Here is a 22,326-nt window from a genome sequence, read left to right as displayed (position 1 = left end):
GTCTCAGCCCTCGACGCGCAGCGCCGGGAGGAGCACGGCGTCGACGAAGGTGCGCATGGTCGAGGCGTCCGCGAACCGGTCCTCGAAGAGCCGCTCGATGCGGAGCACGCCCATGAAACAGGGGGCGACGAATCCGATCGCCGGGTTGTCGGCGTCGACCTCGCCGCGCTCGACCGCCCGCGCGACGACGGCGTCGAGGGCCGCGACCTCGGGGGCGATGACGGTCTCGCGGAGGGCGGCGCGCAGGTCCGGGTGCTGGATGTAGGCCTGGGCGACGGCCTCCATCAGCTCGGCGTCCCGCTCGCGCCGGGAGGCGGCGACCCGGGCGGCCTCCCGCAGGTCGCCGGCGAGGGTGCCGGTGTCGATGCCGGCGAAGACGACGCAGCGGCGCCGGGCGAGGGCGGCGGTCACGAGCTGGGGCTTGGTGCCCCACTGCCGGTAGAGCGTGGCCTTGCCGCACTTGGTGCGGGCGGCGACGCCCTCCATGGTCACCGAGTCGTAGCCCCCCTCACGGAGGAGGCAGAGCACGGCGTCGTAGAGCTCCGTCTCGCGCTCCGGCGTGATCTTGCTGCGACGGGCTGCGGCGGTCGCGGCCTCTGTGGACATCGGTCCTCCCGGACACCTCTGACTCTGCACATACGAGAGTAGGGGGCGCACAATCGAGACGCAAACGTATCGAGACGCTTGCGTCTCGATGAAAACGGATCTAGGCTCGCTCCGTTTGCTGGCGATTTGACGGATTAGAGGGCCGCACGATGGCTGTCGGGATACGCGGGATACCAGGACCACGTCCTGCGGAACCGGGGGTGCTCCCCACCCCGGACGCCGCCGGGCGCGCCGGGCGCATCGGGCGCCAGGAGGGCGCGGGAGCCGCCTCCGACCAGGAGCCCGAACCGGAGTCGGAACCGGAATCCGAACCAGGACGGGAACCGGGGCCCGAGACGGCGACGGTGACGGTGGCGGCGGAGCCGGGCCTCGGACCCGCGCCCACGCCCGCGTCCACCGCGCCGCCCGCGCCCGCCCGGCCGCCGCTCCTGCGCGAGCTCCTGCTGGTCACGGCGCTCTTCCTCGTCTACAAGTTCGGCCGGCTCTTCGCCAACGGCCACGAGACCCGCGCCTTCCGGAACGCCGACCGCGTCTGGGACGCCGAGCGGGCGATCCACCTGCCGGGCGAAGGAACGATCCAGCGACTGCTCCTGCACGGCGAACCGCTGATCCACGCGGCGAACACGTACTACGCGGCCGTGCACTTCCCGGCCACCATCGCCTTCCTCGCCTGGCTGTACTGGCGCCGCCCCGCGCACTACCTGTGGTCGCGCCGGGTGCTGGCCCTCGTCACCGGCGCCGCGCTCGCGCTGCACCTCCTGGTCCCGCTCGCGCCGCCCCGGATGCTCGCCGCCTCCGGACTCGTCGACACGGCCCGCGTCTACGGCCCCTCCGTGTACGGGGCGACGCCGGAGGCGGACTCGATGGCGAACCAGTTCGCGGCCATGCCGTCCCTGCACTTCGGCTGGGCCCTGATGGTCGCGATCGGCCTGATCGCCGCCACCCGGTCCCGCTGGCGGGCGCTCTGGCTGCTGCACCCGCTGCTCACCCTGCTCGTCATCGTCGGCACCGCCAATCACTACTGGTTCGACGCGCTCGCCGCCGCCGCCCTCCTCGGCCTCGCGCTGCTCGCCGTCCGCGCGCCCGGCCGCCCGACGGCACCCCCACCCGCCCCCCGCCCGCCCGGTGCGGCGCCCCTCCCGGTCGGAGCCCTGCGATGAACCCCGCCGCCGGCACCGCGCTCGCGGTGCTCCTCTCCCTCGTCTCCGCCGCCGGGTACGCGCTCGCCGCCGTCGCCCAGGCCCGGCTCGCCGCCGCCTCCCCCGCCGCTCCCGACGGGCGCGGCGCGCTGCGCGCCCTGCTCGCGCGCGGACAGTGGTGGTGGGCGGTCGGCCTCAACGCGGCCGGAGCCCTCGCCCACGTCGCCGCCCTCCACTACGGGCCGCTGACGCTCGTCCAGCCGCTCGGCGCGCTGACGCTCGTCGCGGCGCTGCCGCTGGGGGCGTACTGCGCACGGCGCCGGGTCACCCGTACCGAATGGCGCGGGGCCCTGTGGACCCTGGGCGGACTCGTCGGGCTCGTCGCCGTGACCGGGCCCACGGCCCCCGGCGAGGCGCTCAGCCTGCGCGAGTCCCTGATCGTCGCCGCGGCGACCGCGTCCCTGATCGCCGTACTGGCCTCCGGGCGGCTGCGCGGGCGGGAGCAGCGCGGGGCCGACGGCCCGGCCGCGCGCGGGCTCGGACACGCCACGGCCTCCGGGATCGCCTCGGGCGTCGCCTCCGCGCTCACCCAGACGCTGACGGCCGCCCTCGCGCTCGACCTGCCCGGCGCCGAGCCGACCTGGTGGCAGACCGCGCTGCTCGCGGTGCTGATATCCGGTTTCGCCACCGGCGGCCTGCTGCTGTCCCAGACCGCCTACCGGGGCGGGCTCGCGGCGCCCCTGGCCGTCGTCAACCTCTCCAACCCGGCGGCCGCCGCGGTGATCGGCGTGGCCCTGCTCGGCGAGACCTTCCGCGCGGGCGCCTGGGGCTGGCTGATCGCGGCCGGCGCGTCGCTGGTCGCGGCGCGGGGAGTGGTCCTGCTGACGAAGGGGGGAGCCACGGCGGCGGAGCCCGCGCCGGCGGCCGCTACGGCTGCGGCTGCGGTGTCGAGCCCGGCGGCCGTCTCACCGGTCCCGACCGTCGCGTCGTCGGTCCCGGTGGTCGCCTCACCGGTTCCGGCGGTCGCGTCGTCGGTCCCGGCGGTCGGAGAGGCGCTCCTCGCGGCCGTTCCGGCACCGCCCCTCGCCCCGGAGTCACGGCCGGCGCCGGCGCCCCGCGCCACCGGCCTCGGAGCGCCCGAGAGCGAGCCGCTGCCGACACCCGTCGCGGGGTGAGCGCGGCGGCCGCCCCGACCGGCCCCAGGGGGCGACGGCCACACGGCCGTCGCCCCTCCGCATGCAAGGACCTCCGAATTCGTCACCTTGACGACAACCACCCCGCCCCCTATCGTCAACATGACGACAAGGGGGTTTCCATGGCCGACATCACCCGGCGGGCCGGCTGGCGCCATCTGCGCTCCGCGCCCACCGCCCACATCCGCCACCAACGCCGCGGCCGGCTCGTCCACGACGGCGAAGGGCTGAGCTTCTGGTTCCGGCCGCTCACCGCAGCCCTCTCCGAGGTGCCGGTGAACGACCGCGAACTCGCGATGGCCTTCCACGCCCGCACGGCGGACTTCCAGGACGTGAGCGTGCAGTCCACCGTCACGTACCGGATCGGCGACCCCGCCGCGGCGGCCACCCGGCTCGACTTCTCCATCGACCCCGACACGGGCGCGTGGCGCGGCACGCCGCTGGAGCAGATCGCCACCCTCCTCACCGAGACCGCCCAGCAGCACGCCCTCGACGTCCTCGCCCGCACCGCGCTCGCCGCCGCGCTCGTCGACGGCGTGGCGGCCGTACGCGACCGCATCGCGGCCGGGCTCGCCGCCGAACCGCGCCTCCCGGACACCGGCATCGAGGTCGTCGCGGTCCGCGTGGTCGCGATCCGCCCCGAGCCCGAGGTCGAACGCGCCCTGCGCACGCCCGCGCGCGAACAGATCCAGCAGGAGGCCGACCGGGCCACGTACGAGCGGCGCGCGGTCGCCGTCGAGCGGGAACGCGCCATCGCCGAGAACGAACTCGCCAGCAAGATCGAGCTCGCCCGGCAGGAGGAGCGGCTCGTCGAGCAGCGCGGCACCAACGCCCGCCGCGAGGCCGAGGAGAACGCGGCCGCCGACGCGGTACGGGCCGAGGCCGAGGCCGCGCGGAAGGTCCGGCTGGCCCGGGCCGAGGCGGAGGCGGCACGGGAGGTCGGCGAGGCGCGCGCCGGAGCGCAGTCCGCGTGGCTGCGGGCGCACGCGGAGGCCGAGCCGGCGGTCCTGCACGCCCTGGCCGTGACCCGGGCGGCGGAGAACCTGCCGCGCGTCGAGCACCTCACGCTCTCCCCGGACGTGCTGACCGGTCTGCTCGCCAGGCTCGGCGGCGGCGAGGGCGGGACGCGGCCGTGAGCCTCGCACCGCGCGCGGTGCTCGTGCACCGGACCACGGAGTACGAGGAGCTGCTCGCCCGGCACGGGACGCACGGGCAGGCCGCGTTCTTCCTCGCCGCGCGCGGCCGTTCCGTCGACGCGGTGCGCGAGCGGCACGAGCGGACCCGGCGGGCGCTCGCCGAAGTGGCGGGCGCGGTCCCGCTGACGTGGCGCCAGACGCGGGTCGAGCGCGCCGACCTGGACCGGTTCCTGTTCGGGCCCGAGGACGTCGTCGTGGTGGTCGGACAGGACGGCCTGGTCGCCAACGCGGCGAAGTACCTGACCGGGCAGCCGGTCATCGGCATCGACGCCGACCCCGGGCGCAATCCGGGCGTCCTGGTCCGGCACCGGCCCGAGCGGGCGCGACGGCTGCTGCCGTACGCGGCGGGGGCGGGGGCGGCGGTCGACGAGCTGACGATGGTCGAGGCCGTCACCGACGACGCGCAGCGGCTCCTCGCGCTGAACGAGATCTACGTCGGCCCGCCCGGCCACCAGACCGCCCGCTACGCGCTCGGACTCGACGGCACGGACGTCCCGCCCGAGCCCCAGGCCTCCTCGGGCGTCCTGGTCGGCACCGGCACGGGCGCCACGGGGTGGCTCCGCTCCCTGTGGGAGCAGCGCTCCAGCGCGCTCACCCTGCCCGCGCCGGTGGACGCGCGGCTCGCCTGGTTCGTCCGCGAGGCCTGGCCGTCACCGACGACCGGCACCAGCCGCGTCGAGGGCCTCCTGGAGGCGGGGCGGGGGCTGCGGCTCACCGTCGAGTCGGACCGGCTGGTCGCCTTCGGCGACGGGGTCGAGTCGGACGCCCTCGAACTGACCTGGGGTCAGACGGTCCGCCTCGCCGTCGCCGCCTCCCGCCTCCGGCTGGTGCACTGACCCACGACGCCCACCCCTCGCGCCCCCGCTGCGGGCTGCGCCCACTGGGGCGGTGCCCCCGCCCACCCCCGTCGTGGGCTGCGCCCACTGGTGCGGTGCTCCCGCCGCCCCGTTGTGGGCAGTCGTTCCGCTGGGGCGGAACGGGTGGGCACAACGGACCCGCGCCCTGCCGGCGCCCAAGGCTGTCGCGCCCTGACCCGCACCCCTTGGTGCACCGGGCTCGTGGTGCGGGTTCAGGCGCGGAACGCGGAGGCGCCGCTGATGGGCGCCGTCCCGTGTGCCCACCCGTCCCGCCCCAGCGGGACGATTGCCCACACGGGGGTGGGCGAGGGCACCGCCCAGCCGGGCGCGGGCCCCACACGGGCAGGGGGCACCGCCCCGCAGGATGGACGCCCACACGGGCAAGGGGAGCCGCCCAGCCGGGCGCGGGCGCGGCCCGCACGGGCAGGGGCGAACGCCCTGCCGGGCGCGGGCCCCGCACGGAGGTGTGGGAGGGGTGCCGTCCCGCCGGGCGCGGGCTCCGCGCGGGGGCGGCCGGAATCGATCGGTCAGGGGCGGCGGCAGGGCGGCGCGGCGTTATGCTCGGCGCGCTTTGCCCGGGTTCCGACCACTCGGGTCCGCCCGCCCGGCCGTCGAAGGACACCCCATGACCTCCGCCCCCTCCGGTTCCCTCTCCGTCTCGTCCGCCACCCCGCAGGAGTGGGCGCTCGTGCGGTCCTGGGCCGCCGAGGAGGGGTGGAATCCCGGACTCTCCGACGTTCCGGCCTTCTTCGCCCAGGACCCCGCCGGCTTCTTCCTCGGCCGGGTCGACGGGGAACCCGTCTCCGCCATCTCCGTCGTCAACTACGACGACTCCTACGCCTTCCTCGGCTTCTACCTCGTCCGCCCCGAACTCCGCGGCCTCGGGCACGGACTGGCCACCTGGCGGGCCGCGCTCGCGCACGCCGACGGCCGGGCCGTCGGGCTCGACGGGGTGCCGGCCCAGCAGGACAACTACCGCCGTTCCGGCTTCACCACGGCCTATCGCACCGCGCGGTACGTGGGCGAGGTCCCGGCCCCCGAGCGCCCCGTGGCCGGCGTCGTGGCCGCCGGGCAGATCGATCCGGCCGCCCTCGCCGCGTACGACGCCGTCTGCCACCACGCCGACCGGCCACGGTTCCTGAGCACCTGGCTGGCCACTCCCGGCCATCGGGCGCTGGCCCGCGTGACCGATGGCCGTTTGACCGGATACGGCGTGGTTCGTCCCGCCCAGGACGAGGCCCGGGTGGGGCCGCTGTTCGCGGACACCCCGGCGGACGCGGCGGCCCTGCTCGACGGCCTCGCCGCCGAGGCGCGGGAGTTCGGCGCGACCCGGATCGCGGTCGACATGCCGGAGGCGAACCCGGCGGCGGCCCGGCTGGCCCAGGACCGCGGTCTGGAGCCGACGTTCGAGACGGCCCGGATGTACACGGGCCCGGTCCGCCCCGTGGCACGGGAGCGCGTCTTCGGCGTCACCACGCTCGAACTCGGCTGATCCGGCCGGCCCGACCGCCCGTCCTCCGCCCCGGCCGGCCCCGGGCCGCCCCCTCCCCTCCCCGCACCCCCACCACCCCCCGAGGGGTGACAAGGGTTTTCCCCGTATCGGGTTCACCCCCCCGTTCCCTACTGTCCTCCGCACCGGCAGATATCATCCCCCGAGCGCACCATGACAGGTGCATGCGGAGGGTGCTGTCCGCCGGTGGCGGCCTTGACCCGGGCCGTCGCGCCGGTGGCGGCGCACGGGCCCCCCAAGCCCAGGGAACCTCGGACGCGACCCCACTTCGCCCCGCGCGTTCCCGCGCCGCCGCCACTGCTCCGCAGTTACGTCGTACTCGAAAGGGCCACACCTTGAACGGTTCCAGGCGGAGAGTCATATCCGTGGTCGCGAGCGCCGCGATCCTCGGTGCCGCTGCCATGACTTCCGGGGCGTTCGCCGCCACCCCGGTCGCTGCCACCCCGAAGCCGGTTCCGGCTTCGCAGGCGATGCGGGCGCTTCCCAGCGCCCCCGTCGAGAAGGTGATCGTCACCTACAAGAGCCGCACCGCCGAGGCCGGTTCCAACGCCGCCGCGAAGAGCGACACGGCCGAGAAGGCCGCGAAGACGGGCGAGAAGCTCTCCTTCGAGCGCCGCCTCGCCGGCGGCGGCGCCCTGGTGAACCTGGGCGGCAAGGCGACCAAGCAGGACGTGACCGAGGTCATGAACGCGTTCCGCGCCGACCCGTCCGTCGCCTCGGTCGAGCCCGACGTCCGCGCCTACGCGATGGCGGTCACCCCGAACGACACCGACTACGCCAAGCAGTGGGACCTCTTCGAGGCCACCGGCGGCATGAACGTTCCTGCGGCCTGGGACAAGACGACCGGCTCCGGCGTCACCGTCGCCGTGATCGACACCGGCTACGCGGCCCACTCGGACCTGGCGTCCAACGTCATCGCCGGGTACGACTTCATCTCGACCTCCGCCGACGCCCGCGACGGCAACGGCCGCGACGCGGACGCGAAGGACGAGGGCGACTGGAACGCCACCGACGGCGAGTGCGGCACCGGCTCCAAGGCCTCCACCTCCTCCTGGCACGGCACCCACGTGGCCGGCACCATCGCCGCGGTCACCAACAACACCAAGGGCATCGCGGGCATCGCGTACAACGCGAAGATCCAGCCCGTGCGCGTGCTCGGCAAGTGCGGCGGCTCGTCCTCCGACATCGCCGACGCCATCACCTGGGCCTCCGGCGGCTCCGTGCCGGGCGTCCCGGCCAACCCGAACCCGGCCAAGGTCATCAACATGAGCCTGGGCGGCGCGAGCTCCACCTGCCCGAGCGTCTACCAGACCGCGATCAACGGCGCCGTCTCGCGCGGCACCACGGTCGTCGTCGCCGCGGGCAACAGCAACGCCAACGCCTCCGGCTTCACCCCGGCGAACTGCTCCGGCGTCATCACCGTGGCGTCGACCAACCGCGCCGGCGCCCGGTCGTACTACTCCAACTACGGCACCATCGTGGACGTGGCCGCGCCCGGCGGCGAGACCCGCAACGCCACCGACACGCCCGGCACCGTCACCACCCCCGAGAACGCGATCTACTCCACGCTGAACTCGGGCACCACGGTCCAGTCGACCGAGACGTACAAGCCCTACCAGGGCACCTCGATGGCCGCGCCGCACATCGCCGGTCTGGCCGCCCTGCTGAAGTCGGCCAAGAGCACGCTCACCCCGGCCGACATCGAGTCCACGATCAAGAACACCGCCCGCCCGCTGCCCGGCACCTGCACCGGCGGCTGCGGCACCGGCATCGCCGACGCCGCGAAGGCCGTGGACTCGGTCCTCAACACCACCCCGCCGACCGGCACCGTCTTCACCAACTCGACGGACGTGGCGATCCCCGACAACACCACCGTGTCGTCCCCGATCGCCGTCACCGGCCTCGCCGGCAACGCCCCCGCCACCCTCAAGGTCGGCGTGGACATCAAGCACACCTGGCGCGGTGACCTGGTCGTCGACCTGGTCGCCCCCGACGGCACCGTGCGCAACCTGAAGACCTCGTCCTCCTCGGACAGCGCCGACAACGTCCAGGCCACCTACACGGTCGACGCGTCGAGCGAGGTCGCCAACGGCACCTGGAAGCTCCAGGTCCGCGACGTGGCCACGGGTGACACCGGCTACATCGACTCGTGGAGCCTCACTTTCTGACGCACCGCCCGCACCACCCCTGAACCACCCCCCACATCAGCATCTTTGCTGGTCAGCGACGCGCCTGTGGTCTACACCACTGGCGCGTTCTGGCGTTGCGGGAGCACCGTGGGAGCGCGCCCGCCCCAGGCCTCCTGTCCGTATGCCGGACAGGAGGCCTGGACTGTGCCGGTCCGCTCCGTATCCTCTGCGCACGGGGTCCATGGGCCGGACCCCGAGGGGCCGGAGGTGGTGGACAGTGACGACAGCTCCGCAGAGCCCTGCTCCGGTGGGTCGGGAGGAACTCCTCACCCGTCTGGAGCGCGCCCTCCACATCCGGGGCCGTGCCCTGCTCACCGGTCCCGCCGGCGTCGGCAAGACCGAGGTCGCGCTCGCCGAGGCGGCCCGCGCGGAGGCGCGCGGCGAGACCGTGCTCTGGCTCGCGACCCTGCCGTCCGACCGCGAGATACCCGGGGCCGCGGCCGCGGCGCTCGTCGCCTCGGTGGCGGCGACCGTCACCTGGCCGGGGCTCGGCACCAGCCGCCCCGAACCGCCCGCCCCGCACGCCACGGCCACCGCTGCCGCCACCACCGAGCCGTACGGTGCCGGAGCGGCCGCCGGAACCGCCGGAACCGGCATGTCCGGAGTCGATCCGGCCGCGGCGGGCGCGCTCGTCCCCGGCCCCCTCGACCCCGGTGCGCTCACCTCCGGGGCCCTCACCTCCGGCGTGCTCAACGCCGGGATCTTCTCCTCCGGCGTCTTCGACCAGCTGCCGGGCCCCCAGCGGACCGCCGTCGCCATGCTCTGCCGCGAGGCGCCGATCGACGCCTGCGGCTGGGACCCGATCGCGCTGCGCCTCGGCATCGCCCGGATCCTGCGCGCCCTGACCTGTCGCGGCCCCGTCCTGCTCGTCGTCGACGGGGTGCAGCACATCGACGCGGACAGCGCGGACCTGCTCCGGTTCGCCCTCCACCTGGCCCCGCCCACGCTGCGGGTGGTGGCGGTGGAGACCCCCGAGCCGTACGCCGAGACCCACGAGCCGCACCGCGAGAGCCACCGTCCCGAGGACCCGCACGCCGCGCACCTCTGGGTGCCGTCCGAGGCGGACGTGCTGCGCGTCCCCCCGCTGCAGGCCGACGAGATCGCCGAACTCCTCATCCACCACCGGCTGCCCTCCCGGATGGCCGGCCGCATCCACCGCGCGAGCGGCGGCAATCCGCGCCTCGCGCTCGCCGTCGGCCGCTCCCTCGCCGACGCGCGGACCCCGGTGCACCACGCGGAGGCGCTGACGCTCTCCGGGCGCGCCCGCGACCTGGCCCGCCAGCTCCTCGGCGCCGCGCCCCCCGCCGTACGCGAGACGCTGCTGCTCGCGGCGCTCGCGCTGCGTCCCTCCGCCACGCTGGTGCGGCGGGCCGGACGGCCCAGCGCGGAGGCCGACCTCGCCGCCGCCGAGCGGGCCGACCTGGTGTCGCTGTCCGAGGACGGCTCGGTGACGTTCACCGCCGGACTGCTGCCCTCCACCCTGGTGCACGACGCCTGCTGGGCCGAGCGGAGCGCCGGGCACGCGGCCCTCGCGGAGGTCGTGGACGACCCCGTCGAGGCGGTGCGGCACCGGGCGCTGGCCACCGAGCGGCCGGACGAGGAGCTCGCCGCCGAGGTCGCGGCCGCCGCCGATCTGGCCCGGCGGCGGGGGAACAGCGCGCTCGCCGCCGAACTGGCGCTGCTCGCCGCCGAGACGACCCCCGGCCGGCACGGGACGCGGCGGATCGCACGGCTCGTCGACGCCGCCGAGGAGGCCGTCCACGCCGCCCGCGCCGACCTCGCGATGCGGGCCGCCACCGATCTGCTCGCCCGGGACGCGGGACCGTCCGACCGGGTCAGGGCGCGGCTCGCCGTGCTCGACACGGCGGGTCAGGGGCTCACCGGGCTCGACGAGATGTACGTCCACGCCATGGAGGACTCCGAGGGGGACACCGCCCTGCGGGCCGCCGTGCAGCTGCGGCTCTCCCTCAAGTACGTGCTCGCGGACGGCGACCCGGAGCGTTCACGGACGGCGGCGGTCGAATCGGCCGCGCTGGCCTCCTCGATGGGCGATCCCCGGCTGGCGGCACAGGCCCTGACGGTGCAGGCGCGGATGGAGCGGGCCCTCGGGAACCCGGACGCCGAGGCCGTGCTCGCGCAGGCCCGCGGCCTGGAGCGGGCCGAGCGTCCGCTCGGCATCCGGAACGCCGCCCAGATCCTGACGATCCGTCACGCCCTCTACGACGACCGGCTGAACGACGCCCGGGACGAGCTGAACGCGCTCCTGCCCCTGGTCCAGCGGCGCGGCTCGGTGGAGGACACGATCGAGCTGTTCTCCACGCTGGCCGCGATCGAGTCCCGCCGGGGCGCCTGCGCGGCGGCGCTCTCGCACGCGGGGCAGGCGCTCGCGCTCACCCTGGAGGCGGGTCTCTCCCCCGGCCCCGCCTGGTACACGCTGGCGCTCGCGGAGACGGCCGGCGGCAGCTTCGCGCGGGCCGCGAGCTACGCCCGCCGCAGCGTGCAGGCCTCGGAGGAGGAGGGCGACCGCGTCTTCCTCTCCCGCAGCCGGTACGCGCTCGGCCGCGTCCAGCTGATCACCGGTGACGTCGCCACCGCCCTGGAGACGCTGCGGCGGGTGCAGGCCGACGAGCGCGCCCAGTCGACGGTGGACCCCGCGATGCTGCGCTGGCACGAGGAGCTGGCCGAGGCGCTGCTCGCCCAGGACGCGGCCGACGAGGCGCTGGCGCTCCTGGCGGAGGTGCGGCCGGTGGCGGAGCGCCTGGGCCGGTCCACGGTGCTGCTGGGCTGCGACCGGGCGTACGCGCTGTGCCTGGCGGCGGAGGGGCGTACGGACGAGGCGGCCGAGCTGCTCACCCGTACGGCCGAGAGCTTCGGCCGGGCCGGGCTGCCGCTGGAGCGGGGCCGGGTGCTGATCGCCCTGGCGCGGGTCGAGCGCCGCCGTCGGCGCAGGTCGGCGGCGCAGGCGGCCCTGCACGAGGCGGCCTCGGTGTTCGAGCGGGCCGGGGCGGCTCCATGGCTGGCCCTGGCGAGCGAGACGCCGGCCGGCGAGGGCGCCGGCCCCGGTGGCGGGGTCGAGGAGTCGGTGCCCGCGCTCTCCTCCCTGACGGAGGCGGAACTGCGGCTCGCCCGCCTGGTGGGCCAGGGCGCGAGCAACCAGGAGGCGGCGGCGAAGCTGTACCTGAGCGTGAAGACGGTGGAGGCGCGGCTGACCCGCATCTACCAGAAGCTCGACGTCCGCTCCCGCGCCCAGCTGGCGACGGCCCTGCGCCCCTGAGGTCTCCGGGCGACGCCGATACGCCGCCCCCGGCACCCGGCGCCCCCGCAGCCCGCACGACCGGCTCCTCCCCCGGGGGCCCACCACTCCGCACCCCCCGGGGCCCGCCCCACGACAGGTCCGCGCCGGAGCGTCCGGCAGGTCCGCGGCCCGTGCGAACGGCTCCGGGCCCTCGTCCGGCGGGCCGGCGCCCGTACCGGGGCCGGGCCCGGGCCGGAGCGCCCGGGGCGTGGATCCGGTCTCCCGGACCCGCGCCCCGGGCGCCGTCACGTGGTTCGGGCCGCCGGGGCGCCGAACCACTCGGCCAGGGGGCCGCGCAGGTCCTCCTGGTCCTCGCCGACCCACACCACGTGGCCGTCCGGCCGGATCAGCACGGCGGGCGCGTCCAGCTCCTCGCTGACGTCGACGACGTGGTCGACGCGGTCCGCCCAGCCCTCCGCCGAGAGGCGGCCGGTCTGGTCGAGCAGCAGTCCGCGGCCGCCGTGCGTCAGCTCGTACAGCCGCCCCCGCTTCAGCGTCACGTCCCGCAGCCGCCGGCCGAGGAGTTCATGGCCCTCGCCGAGGTCGTAGCGGACGTCGACGGCGGTGATCATGCCGGTGATGTACCGGTTGACCTCCTCGAAGTCCATCAGCTCCGAGAACAGCTCGCGCAGCGCGGTCGCGCCGGCGTCGGTGCCGAGCAGCGCCATCTGGGCGCGGGTGTTCTTCACGACGCGGGCGCCGACGGGGTGCCGTTCGGCCTCGTACGTGTCGAGCAGTCCCTCCGGCGCCCAGCCGGCGACGGCGGCGGCCAGCTTCCAGCCGAGGTTGAACGCGTCCTGGATGCCCAGGTTCATGCCCTGTCCGCCGGTCGGCGGGTGGATGTGCGCCGCGTCTCCGGCCAGGAACACCCGGCCGACCCGGTAGCGCTCGGCCTGCCGGGTGGCGTCGCCGAAGCGGGAGAGCCAGCGGGGCGAGTGGACGCCGAAGTCGGTGCCGGCGACGGCCCGCAGCCGCCGCTTGAACTCGTCGAGGGTCGGCGCGGTCGCGCCGTCCTCGGCCACCTCGTCGGCGGGCACGCCGACGCGGTGCAGCCCGTCCGCCAAGGGCTGTACGCCGAAGCGCAGTTGGGTCTTGCGGACCTCCGCGACGACGGAGGCGACCGTCTCCGGGTCGGCGGTCACCTCCATGTCGCCGAGGAGCGTCCAGACGGTGGCGGGCTCGCCGGGGAAGCCGACGCCGAGCAGCTTGCGCACGGTGCTGCGGCCGCCGTCGCACGCGGCGACGTAGCGGGAGCGCAGTGAGGTGCCGTCCGCGAGCTCGACGGTCACCCCGTCCTCGTCCTGGTCGATCCCGACCACCTCGGTGCCGCGCCGGATCTCCGTGCCGAGTTCGAGCGCCCGCTCGTTCAGCAGCCGCTCGCTGACCGGTTGCGGCGTGGCGAGGCCGTACGGGTGGGCCGTGTCGAGCCGCTCGGGCCACGGCTTCATCACACCGCCGAAGAGGCCGCCGACCGAGAACTGCTCGCTGACGGCGGCGAACCGCTCCAGGAGGCCGCGCTGGGCCATCATCTCGACGCTGCGCGCGTGCAGGCCCTGTCCGCGGGATTCCCGGGTCGGCTCGGCCAGCTTCTCCAGGACGACCACCCGCACGTCGTGCAACCGCAGTTCGCTCGCCAGCATCAGACCGGTCGGTCCACCGCCGACCACGATCACATCAATCATCAACAGCCCCGTTTTTCTCGGTTCCTTGCGTAGAGCGGAGATTCTGCGGCAGAGAGGGGGCCTTGCCGCAAGGCCCCCTGTGCGCTATATGTTGAGAGTGCAAGGAGAGGGTGTCCCTCCTTGCCTTTTTCGTTTCCGGCCCTTCGGCTCCTCCTCCTTCGCCCTTCGGCCCTTCGCCCTCCTCGGGCCGCTCAGATCGTGAAGGGACGCTGGTTCAGGAAGTCCGGGTCCGGGGTGCCGGTCAGATAGAGGTTCGGGCTCTGGGTCGGGGGGAGCCGGTGCTGGATCCGCCGGTGGAAGGCGCGGTAGTCGCCCCGGAAGGAACCCCCGTCCCAGACCTGGAGCAGGGCCTCGGTGAAGGCGCCGTTGACGTCGCCGTCGGAGGCGACCTGGTTGTCCTGGCAGGCCGAGACGAGCAGGGCGTCGTGGCCCGCCGTCCCCTCGGCGGGGGCGTCCTTCGCCAGGGTCCGCTGGAGCTCTTCGAAGTAGGTCCGGTCGCGCTCGTAGAGCTGCCGCTGCCGTGGCTCCGGCATGTAGCGGCCCGTGCTGTCGTCCGGTCCGCCGCCGGGGAGTTCGATGCTGCTGCCGCTGTGGCAGCAGTCGAGGAGGGCGACGATCCGCACGTCGTCGGCGAAGGCGCGGAAGGCCTGCGCGAGCTCGTCGTCGAGGAACTGGCGGTCGTAGAACACGAGGGTCTCGTCGAGGGCGTCGGGCTCGTCGTCGGGGCCCGTGACGTCGGGGACCTGGCCGCCGTGACCCGAGTAGGTGAGGAGCAGGATGTCGCCGGGGGCCAGGCGGGCGGCGGCGGCGTCGAGCACCGAGGTGACGTTGGCGACCGTGCCCTCCGGGGTGAGCAGGGTGGTGGCCTCGAAGCCGGCGGTCCTGGCCAGCCGTGCCATGTCGCGGGCGTCGTTCTCGCAGGCGACCAGGGTGCCGTCCCAGCCCTCGTATCGGGCGGGGTCGACCCGGTTCAGTCCGATGTGCAGGGAGAGTCCGGTGGCCATGGGGTGCCTCCTCGTGCGGAAGGGAGGGATGCCGGGGCGGGGGACGCCGGGGAGCCGGGGAGCCGGAGGCCCGGTGCCGTCGGGGCGGCTGATCGAGTGGCCTGTGCTCCTGCGCCGAGCACGACCCCCTCCACGCGGTACTTACATCGTATGAACCCTTCCGAACCTCCGCCCCCTCCCGCGTCTCCCGTCGTCGCCGGACCCGACGCCCGGCGTGCCGCCCTCGCCGGCCGGACCGGCTACGACGAGACCTTCCTCGGCCCCGTCGTCCCGCTGGCACTCCCGGTCCGGGAGACGGTCGAGACGGTGATCCTGCCGTACACCCACTTCACCGTGGTCTTCCGGCCCGACCGGCGGCTCGCCGCCTCGACCGCGGTCTGCATCGAGGGCGGGAGCCTCCTGGAGGACGTGCCCCGGGAGGACGTCTGGGAGTACGACCCCCGGCTGCCGGAGGAGCAGCAGGCCGGCGACGAGATCTACCGGAACAACAGCCTCGACCGGGGCCATCTGGTCCGCCGGCTCGATCCGGTCTGGGGCGCGCCCGCCGTGGCGGCCCTGGCCAATACGGACACCTTCCACTTCACCAACGCCGCTCCCCAGGCGGACGTCTTCAACCAGGGCAAGCAGCTCTGGCAGGGCCTGGAGAACTACCTGCTCGACCACGCCGCCGAGTACGACCGGAAGCTGACGGTCCTCACCGGCCCGGTGCTCCAGGACTCCGACCCGCCCTACCGGGGCCTCCAGGTGCCGCTGCGGTTCTGGAAGGTGGCCGCGTTCATGCAGGACGGGGCGCTCGCCGCCGCCGCGTACGTCCTCGACCAGAGCCCCGACCTCAGCCGGGACGCGGAGCGGGCCCTGGCGGGGGCGACGGCCGGCGCGCCGCCGCCGCTGGGCCCGTTCCGCACGTACCAGGTGCCCGTGTCGGACGTCGCGGAGATCACCGAGCTGGAGTTCGGTCCGCTGCCGGACGTGGACGTGATGCCGGTCTTCCGCGCCCCGGAGGAGCGCTGGCGGCGCCTGGAGTCGTACGCGGACATGGTGCTGCATCCCTGACGCCGGCGGGTCCGACAGGCCCTGGCAGCGATTGCGACCGTTCCCGCCCGGTGGAACGATGAGAGAGATCAGCCAGTTCGTCTGGCCTCGACCGGTCACGTCCGGTCACGACTGATCTCGTCAGGTCCGGCGCCGGAGCGACCGGCGCTGCGCGAAGAGCGCCGGGCAGGTGCGGTATGCCGCTCACCGAGACGGAGTGGGGGCTGGTCGCCGGCTGGGTACGGGACCACCTCCTCGACACCCCCGAGCCGCGGGACCGGCTGCTGCGCGCGGGCCTTCCGGCCGGCTTCGTCGAGGACCTGCCGCTCACCCCGGACCCCGGCCGGAACTCCCTGCTGGTGGTCGCCGCGGCCCGCCGGGACATCGCCCACCAGCGCCGGCTGCTCTCCGTGCTCGCGGGGCTCGACGCGCTGGCCGCGATCGACGACCCGCACGGCTTCGAGCAGGGCGCCGAGGCCCGGAACCTGCTGACCCGGCTGCGGGAGGACGAGCGGCTGCGCCGTTCCCCCCGGGACCCGTTCCGCAGCACGCTCCTGAAGCACGGCACGGAGGCGTTCCTGGACCGGGGCGAGCTGCGCGAGAAGCTCCGGGACTTCCTGGCCGACCCGGAACAGACGGTGTTCGTCGTCGACGGGCCCCCGGACAGCGGCCGTTCCTACACGTACGAGCTGATCCGCCACCTCGGCCAGCACTGCGACTTCCGCCCGGTCCGGGTCACGCTCTCCCGCACGTCCACGGCGGCGCGGCTGATGGAGCGGCTCTCGGCCTTCGTGGCGGGCCCGGAGGGCGACCGGGTCCCCTGGGACCCCACGCGGTTGAACGATCCACTGCCCTGTCTCGAGGACGCCGCGCACCGGCTCGTCGCCCGGGCGACCGCCGCCGAGGAGCGCTTCTGGCTGGTCCTCGACGACTGCGACCGGCTCGACCCGCACTCGGACGTGTGGGACTGCATCGGCGTCCTCGCGCGGGCGATCTACGAGCACACCCCGGTCCGCGCCGAGACCGTGCCCCGTCTCGTCCTGCTCGGCTACGCGACGACCATGCGCCAACTCCCGTACGAGATCCGCAAGAACGAGTGCCGGGACACGACCCGCCCCGTCGACGAGGACGACCTGCGGTCGTTCTTCCGGGAGTTCTTCGCCGACACCGTCCCCGCCGGGCAGGAGGAGACCGTCCGCGAGCTCACGGAGACGGCCGTGGCCGAGGTGCTGCGGGCCGTCGAGTCGCCCTCCTCGGAGGACAGTCGCATGCGGCGGCTGTGCACGGCCGTGGAGGACGTCGTACGGCTCCACCGGGCGCTTCCGACGTCGCCGCCGGGCGACGCCGGTCACGTGCTGCGGGACGCGCTGCGCACCGGTCCCGCCGCCCCCGCCCCGCTGCCCGGTCTGCGCAGGGCCTACCGCGAGGCCGCCTGTCTGCTCCAGGAGTTCGATCCCGCCCGGCTCCGGATCGCCGACGAGGAGCAGGCCACCGGGCGGGCCGTCCTGGAGCTCGTCGACGACTGCACGGCCCTGACGCCCCTCGACGCCACCGTCTGGACGCTCAAGCCCGAGGTCCGCGACGCGGCGCTGGCCGGCCTCGCGGGACCCGCCGCCGCCCTGCGCGCCCTGCGGGCCAACATCGGCCTCCGGCCCGAGGGCCCGGGCCCCGAGCGCACGGCCCTCGCCCTGCTGACGGGTGCGGGCCTGCCTCCGGCGGGAACGGAGCCGGCGGGAACGGAGCCGGTGGGAACGGGGCCGACCGGGGCGGAACCGGCGGGCCCGGGCGCCGACCCCCACGACGAGGTGGAGGCGCTCTCCGACGCCCTCCAGGCCACGCTCTGGCTGAGCCGGATCCCGGGGGTGACCGGGCTGCCCGAGGTCGACGAGGTGCAGCACCGCCTGGAGGTGGCCAGGCTCCTCCAGCCGATGCGCCGGCTGATCCGGGGGACCTTCCACGGCCGCACCGCCGAACTCGACGCCCTGCACGCCTATCTCGCGCTGCCCGAGGAGCCGGCGGAGCCGCCCGTCCTCCTGCACGGCGTCGGCGGGATCGGCAAGAGCACCCTGCTCGCCAAGTTCCTCGTCGACGCGCTCGACGCCGCGGGCCCCGCCGGATTCCCCTTCGCCCACATCGACTTCGCCCGCCCGACGCTCTCCGTCCACGAACCCGCGACCGTGCTCGCCGAGACGGCCCGGCAGCTGGGCGTCCACCACCCGGCCCACCGCGCGGCCTTCGAGGAGCTCGCCGACGAGTGCGAGCGGACGGCGGCGCTCCAGCGCGGCGAGCGCAACGAGCTCGACGAGCTCCACCGGCTGGCCGGCACCCGGGCGACGCTCGGCCGCGACTACTCCTCCGACTTCCACGCCCGGGCCAGCGCCCGCGAGCAGGAGCTCGCCCACCGGGTCGCGTCCCTGGTCGCCGAGGCCGTCCGGCCGGCGCCGGGCGAGGCGCCGCCCCCGCTGCTCGTGGTCGTCGACTCCTTCGAGGAGGCCCAGTACCGGGGCTCGCCCGTCATCGCCCGCATGTGGGCCGTCTGGACGGCCCTGCGGGCGGCCTACTCACGGCTCCGGTTCATCGTCTCCGGGCGCGCGCCGATCGACCATCCGGCACGGGTCCTGACCCCGCGCACGATGGAGCTGACCGAGCTGGACCACGAGGCCTCCGTGGACCTGCTGATGTCCTCCGGGGTGACCGACGAGCCGCTCGCCGAGGACCTCGTCGACCGGATCGGCGGCCATCCGCTGAGCCTCAAGCTCGCGGCGCGGACGGCGGTCGCCCTGGGCGCCGGCTCCCCCTCGCTCGGCGAGCTGCTGCGCGGACTGCCCTCCCGGCGCCGCTACTTCGACCGGCAGGTCGACCAGATGCTCATCCAGGGCACGCTGTACGACCGGCTGCTCAACCACATCGCGGAGGACGACGTCCGGGCCCTCGTGCAGGCGGGCCTGGCCCTCCGCTTCATCACCCCCGACCTGATCCGGGAGGTCCTGGCCGAGCCGGCGGGGCTGCACGTCGACACTCCCGGCGAGGCCCGGCGGCTCTACGGGCTGCTCACCTCCCGGGTGGACCTGATGGAGTCGGCGGGACCCGAGGCCATCCGGCACCGGACCGATCTGCGGGCGATCATGCTGCGCCTGTCGGACAGCGCGCGGACCGATCTGATGCGGGCGGTGGACCGGAGGGCCGTCGCGTACTACGCGGCGCGCGAGGGGCCCCGGGAGCGCGCCGAGGAGATCTACCACCGGCTCCGGCTCGGCGAGAACCCCCGTACGGTGGAGGCCCGTTGGGAACCGGGCGTCGCGCCCCACCTGGGCGGCTCGACGTACCGGGAGATGGCGCACCGCTCGGCGGCGTTCCTCCTCGGCCGGATCGGCGGCCACGTGCCGGACCAGATCATGACCGAGGCCGACCAGGAGGACTGGGAGCGGATCGCGGCGCGCGAGGTGGAGGACCTGCTCACCCAGGGGTACGTGGAGGCCGCGGACCAGCGGCTCTCGGAGCGGCGGCCGTGGACGCCGTGCAGCAGGCTGCACGCGCTGCTCGCCGAGACGCTCGCCCGCTCCGGGCGGACGGCGGAGGCGCGCGAGGGTGCCGGGCGGGCCGTGGACCGGGCGGAGGAGGCCGGGTGCGCGGAGACCCAGCTCGAACTGCTCCAGCTGTCGGCCCGGCTCGCCCAGGACTCGGGCGACTTCGCGGGGGCGGACCGCGACCTCCAGGAGGCGGAGGAGATCGCCGCGGGGCTCGGGCTGCGCCACGAGTCGCTGGGGGTGCTGGTCGCCCGGTCGCGGCTCGCGGCGCTCGCGGACGTCGACGCCGCCCCGGCGGAGGAGCGCCTGGCCCGGACGCTGCGCGGGATGCCGGACGCGGACCTGGCCCGGCAGCCCTCCCTGGCCCGTACGGCGGCGGCCGCGGCGTACCGGGCGGATCCCCGGCTCCTGGAGCACACGCTGCGGCTCGTGGGGCTCCCGGCGGACGAGGAGGCGGTGGTGACCGAGCTGGCCCGCTGGATCGACGCCACCCTCACCGACGAGCCCCGCCTGCGCGGACCGCTGACCCGCGTCCTGGAGTCCGCCGCCGGGTCCGGGGCCTTCCTCGACGAGGACCGTCCGGATCTGGAGGGCGTCGAGCGGGCCCTGCGGGAGGCGCGACGGCGCGGCACGCTGGACGGCGTCGCCCGGCAGGTGCTCGCCCTCCGGGACGGCAGCGGGACCCTGCTGGTGGGGGTGGCCTCCGCGATGGACGCGGGCCCGGCCCCGCCCGGAGCCGGCCCTCCCCCACCGCCTCCGTCCGGAGGGGGCGCCGACCGATGGGCCCGGCCCCGGCAGGGAGGCACCGGCCTGTGGACCCGGCCGCCGCCGAACGCCGCCGGGGCCGCGCTCCGCAAGGTGCCGTTCCTGCCGCAGGCGGAGCTGGTCCGGGTCCGCAACGCCGCCATGGAGGCGGGGCTCGCCGACCGGGCCCTGCGCCCGACGCTGCTCAAGGGCGTCCCGGGCTACTTCACGGCCACGCTCGAACCGCTGGAGGACCCCCGGGAGCAGACGCACGCCGACCTCGACGCGATGAACCGGGTCGAGCGGCTCCTCGACGGCCTGGTGCCGCTGGAGATCTGGCTGCACAACGCGATCGAGCAGACCCGTGAGCCGGGCCCGCGCGCTGTGCTCCAGGGCGCCCTGGACACCGTGGCCCGCGCGATCACCGGCGAGGCGGAGCTCCCGGCGGAGATGATGCCCAGGGAGATGAAGGAGGAGATCGTCCTCCAGGACGACACGGTGCCGTACGGGTTCCTGGGCGCCGGTATCCGGGCCGGTGCCTCCGTCGCGCTGCTGCGGATCCCGCCGTACGAGTCGGGTGCGCCGCTCCTCCCCTCGTACCCGCACGGCGGCACCGGCTGGATGATCGCCCCGGGGCTGCTGATCACCAACCACCACGTGGTGATGGCCCGTTCGTGGGAGTCGGGCGTCCGGCCGTACGTGAGCGACGAGGACCTGCGGCTCCAGGCGCTGATGTCGCGCTCCCGCTTCGACTTCGTCGAGGACGCGGCGACCGCGCCGGAGGCGACGGCCGGCGAACTGGAGGCCTGGGACGCGGCGCTCGACTACGCGATCGTGCGGCTCTCCGCCGGCCAGGAGGAGCGGCCGACGCTCCGGATCGCCACCCGGCCGCTGCTCGTCCGGGAGCGGCAGCGCGTCCCGGTCAACATCATCCAGCACCCGGGCGGGCTGCCGAAGCGGGTCGCGCTGCGCAACAACCTGGTCTACCGGGCGGACGAGCACGACATCCTGTACTTCACCGACACCCGGGGCGGTTCCTCCGGTTCCCCGGTCTGCCTCGACGACTGGACGGTCGTGGGGCTGCACCGGGGGACGCGGAAGGTGGACGAGGTCGAGTTCCAGGGCGCCCGGACGCGGTTCGTGAACGTGGGCACCCAGATGAGCGGCATCCTGGCCCATCTGCGGGAGTTTCGGCCCGGGTTGTACGAGGAGATCACGGCGGCCCAGTCGGGGCGGCCCGTCCGGGGGGAAGCGAACGCGAAGCCGAGGTGAGCGACCATGCCGAACGGACCACGGAGCGTGTCGCCGGTGGCGACCGGTGCCGAGCGGATCTTCGGTGATCTGCGGGAGGTGGCCGCGCGGGTGCGCGCGGAACTGGAGGCGGAGATCGCCGAGTCCGCGCTGGAGCTGCCCGCCGGCGCGGCGCCGGCGGCCGAGATCTCCCGCTTCGCCCGTGACGAGCGGGCCCGTGTGCTGGAGGCGGGGGTCAGCGGTCTGGAGAAGCTGGCCGGGCACCGCGAGGACGAGCTCGACGAGGGCGAGGCCTTCGGCGTGGAGGCGATCGTCCTCCTGGAGGGCCGGCCCGCGATCCTGGTCCAGCGCCAGGACTTCGCCCCGCAGCACGACGAGTGGGCGGTCCTGGAGCCGCAGCGGCCCGCTATCCGGGAGTCGCTGGCGCGGGTCGGCCGGGTCGAGGTCACCGGGCATCCCAGTCTGGACTGGATCGGCACGGCGTTCCTGGTCGGCCCGCGCACGGTGATGACGAACCGTCACGTGGCGGCGGAGTTCAGCCGCCTGGAGGGCGAGCGCTGGATGCTGGAGTTCGGCATGTCGGCGCGGGTCGACCCGGCGGAGGAGCTGCCCGTCGAGGGTGAGCCGCCCGGGCCCTCGGTGCCGTACGAGATCACCGACGTCATCGGTATCCACCCCGACGTCGACATGGCCCTGCTCCGCGTCGAGCCCTTGACCGAGGACGGCCTGCCGACGCCGCTCGCGGTCGCCGCGGACGCGCCGGCGAGCCTGCCGGGCCGCCCGGTGTACGTGATCGGCTACCCGGCCTGGGACGGCCGGCGCAACGAGCCCGAGTCGATGCGCCGGATCTTCATGGACGTCTACAACGTGAAGCGCCTCCAGCCGGGCGCGGCCACCGAGTTCACGCCGGGCGGTCTGGTGATGAAGCACGACTGCTCGACGCTCGGCGGCAACAGCGGCTCCCCGGTGTTCGACCTCGCCGACCACCGGGTCCTCGGGCTGCACTTCGGCGGCCGCTACCGCACGGGAAACTTCGCCGTCCCGCTCTGGGAGCTGGTGGAGGACCCGCTGCTGGAGAAGGCGGAGGTCAACTGGGTCTGA

General features: G+C 75.1%; 13 protein-coding genes. 10 read left to right on the top strand and 3 right to left on the bottom strand.

Features of this window, described 5'->3' with window-relative positions; all coding sequences use genetic code 11:
• Window positions 1–3: 3 nt before the first annotated feature.
• Complete coding sequence (locus ACIGW4_RS13145; RefSeq protein WP_123456385.1) at window positions 4–606, bottom strand: TetR/AcrR family transcriptional regulator; 603 nt, start codon at window positions 604–606, stop codon at window positions 4–6.
• 428 nt (window positions 607–1,034) lie between these two features.
• Here ACIGW4_RS13145 and ACIGW4_RS13140 point away from each other — a divergent pair, with 428 nt between their 5' ends.
• The 7 genes from ACIGW4_RS13140 (at window position 1,035) to ACIGW4_RS13110 (ending at window position 11,964) form a co-directional block, all read left to right on the top strand.
• Window positions 1,035–1,766, top strand: coding sequence for a phosphatase PAP2 family protein (locus ACIGW4_RS13140; RefSeq protein WP_399580381.1), 732 nt, complete (start codon window positions 1,035–1,037; stop codon window positions 1,764–1,766).
• Complete coding sequence (locus ACIGW4_RS13135) at window positions 1,763–2,920, top strand: DMT family transporter (RefSeq protein ID WP_399580206.1); 1,158 nt, start codon at window positions 1,763–1,765, stop codon at window positions 2,918–2,920. The genes ACIGW4_RS13140 and ACIGW4_RS13135 overlap by 4 nt, the downstream gene beginning before the upstream one ends.
• Before the next feature lie 140 nt (window positions 2,921–3,060).
• Window positions 3,061–4,074: an SPFH domain-containing protein gene (locus ACIGW4_RS13130; protein ID WP_123456384.1), complete on the top strand. Its 1,014-nt coding sequence runs from the start codon at window positions 3,061–3,063 to the stop codon at window positions 4,072–4,074.
• Window positions 4,071–4,970, top strand: a complete 900-nt coding sequence (locus tag ACIGW4_RS13125; protein ID WP_399580204.1) for a hypothetical protein — start codon at window positions 4,071–4,073, stop codon at window positions 4,968–4,970. Before ACIGW4_RS13130 ends, ACIGW4_RS13125 begins: the two co-directional genes overlap by 4 nt.
• A 646-nt stretch (window positions 4,971–5,616) precedes the next feature.
• Window positions 5,617–6,483, top strand: a complete 867-nt coding sequence (locus ACIGW4_RS13120; protein WP_399580202.1) for a GNAT family N-acetyltransferase — start codon at window positions 5,617–5,619, stop codon at window positions 6,481–6,483.
• A 488-nt stretch (window positions 6,484–6,971) separates the two neighbouring features.
• Complete coding sequence (locus tag ACIGW4_RS13115; RefSeq protein ID WP_398709493.1) at window positions 6,972–8,669, top strand: S8 family peptidase; 1,698 nt, start codon at window positions 6,972–6,974, stop codon at window positions 8,667–8,669.
• 238 nt (window positions 8,670–8,907) lie between these two features.
• Window positions 8,908–11,964 carry an AAA family ATPase gene (locus ACIGW4_RS13110; RefSeq protein ID WP_399580199.1) on the top strand — a complete coding sequence of 1,019 codons (3,057 nt, stop codon included), beginning with the start codon at window positions 8,908–8,910 and terminating at the stop codon, window positions 11,962–11,964.
• Window positions 11,965–12,230: 266 nt separating this feature from the next.
• Here ACIGW4_RS13110 and rox read toward each other — a convergent pair whose 3' ends face one another.
• Together rox and ACIGW4_RS13100 are read right to left on the bottom strand one after the other, a co-directional pair.
• On the bottom strand, window positions 12,231–13,667 hold the full coding sequence (gene rox / locus ACIGW4_RS13105; RefSeq protein WP_399580197.1) for a rifampin monooxygenase: 1,437 nt from the start codon (window positions 13,665–13,667) through the stop codon (window positions 12,231–12,233).
• A gap of 191 nt (window positions 13,668–13,858) precedes the next feature.
• Window positions 13,859–14,671, bottom strand: coding sequence for a caspase family protein (locus ACIGW4_RS13100; RefSeq protein ID WP_123456379.1), 813 nt, complete (start codon window positions 14,669–14,671; stop codon window positions 13,859–13,861).
• A 150-nt stretch (window positions 14,672–14,821) separates the two neighbouring features.
• Here ACIGW4_RS13100 and ACIGW4_RS13095 point away from each other — a divergent pair, with 150 nt between their 5' ends.
• The 3 genes from ACIGW4_RS13095 (at window position 14,822) to ACIGW4_RS13085 (ending at window position 22,326) form a co-directional block, all read left to right on the top strand.
• Window positions 14,822–15,724: a DNA/RNA non-specific endonuclease gene (locus ACIGW4_RS13095; RefSeq protein WP_399580195.1), complete on the top strand. Its 903-nt coding sequence runs from the start codon at window positions 14,822–14,824 to the stop codon at window positions 15,722–15,724.
• 176 nt (window positions 15,725–15,900) lie between these two features.
• A complete protein-coding gene (locus tag ACIGW4_RS13090; RefSeq protein ID WP_399580193.1) occupies window positions 15,901–21,246 on the top strand; it encodes a trypsin-like peptidase domain-containing protein in 5,346 nt (1,781 codons plus the stop codon).
• A gap of 6 nt (window positions 21,247–21,252) precedes the next feature.
• A complete protein-coding gene (locus ACIGW4_RS13085; RefSeq protein ID WP_359590618.1) occupies window positions 21,253–22,326 on the top strand; it encodes a serine protease in 1,074 nt (357 codons plus the stop codon).

Origin of the sequence: Streptomyces sp. NPDC053513 (genome assembly GCF_044544765.1) — a bacterium.
Classification (GTDB): Bacteria; Actinomycetota; Actinomycetes; order Streptomycetales; family Streptomycetaceae; genus Streptomyces; species Streptomyces litmocidini.
Note: the sequence above shows the minus strand (reverse complement) of the source record. Positions and strands in the feature narration are given on the sequence as shown.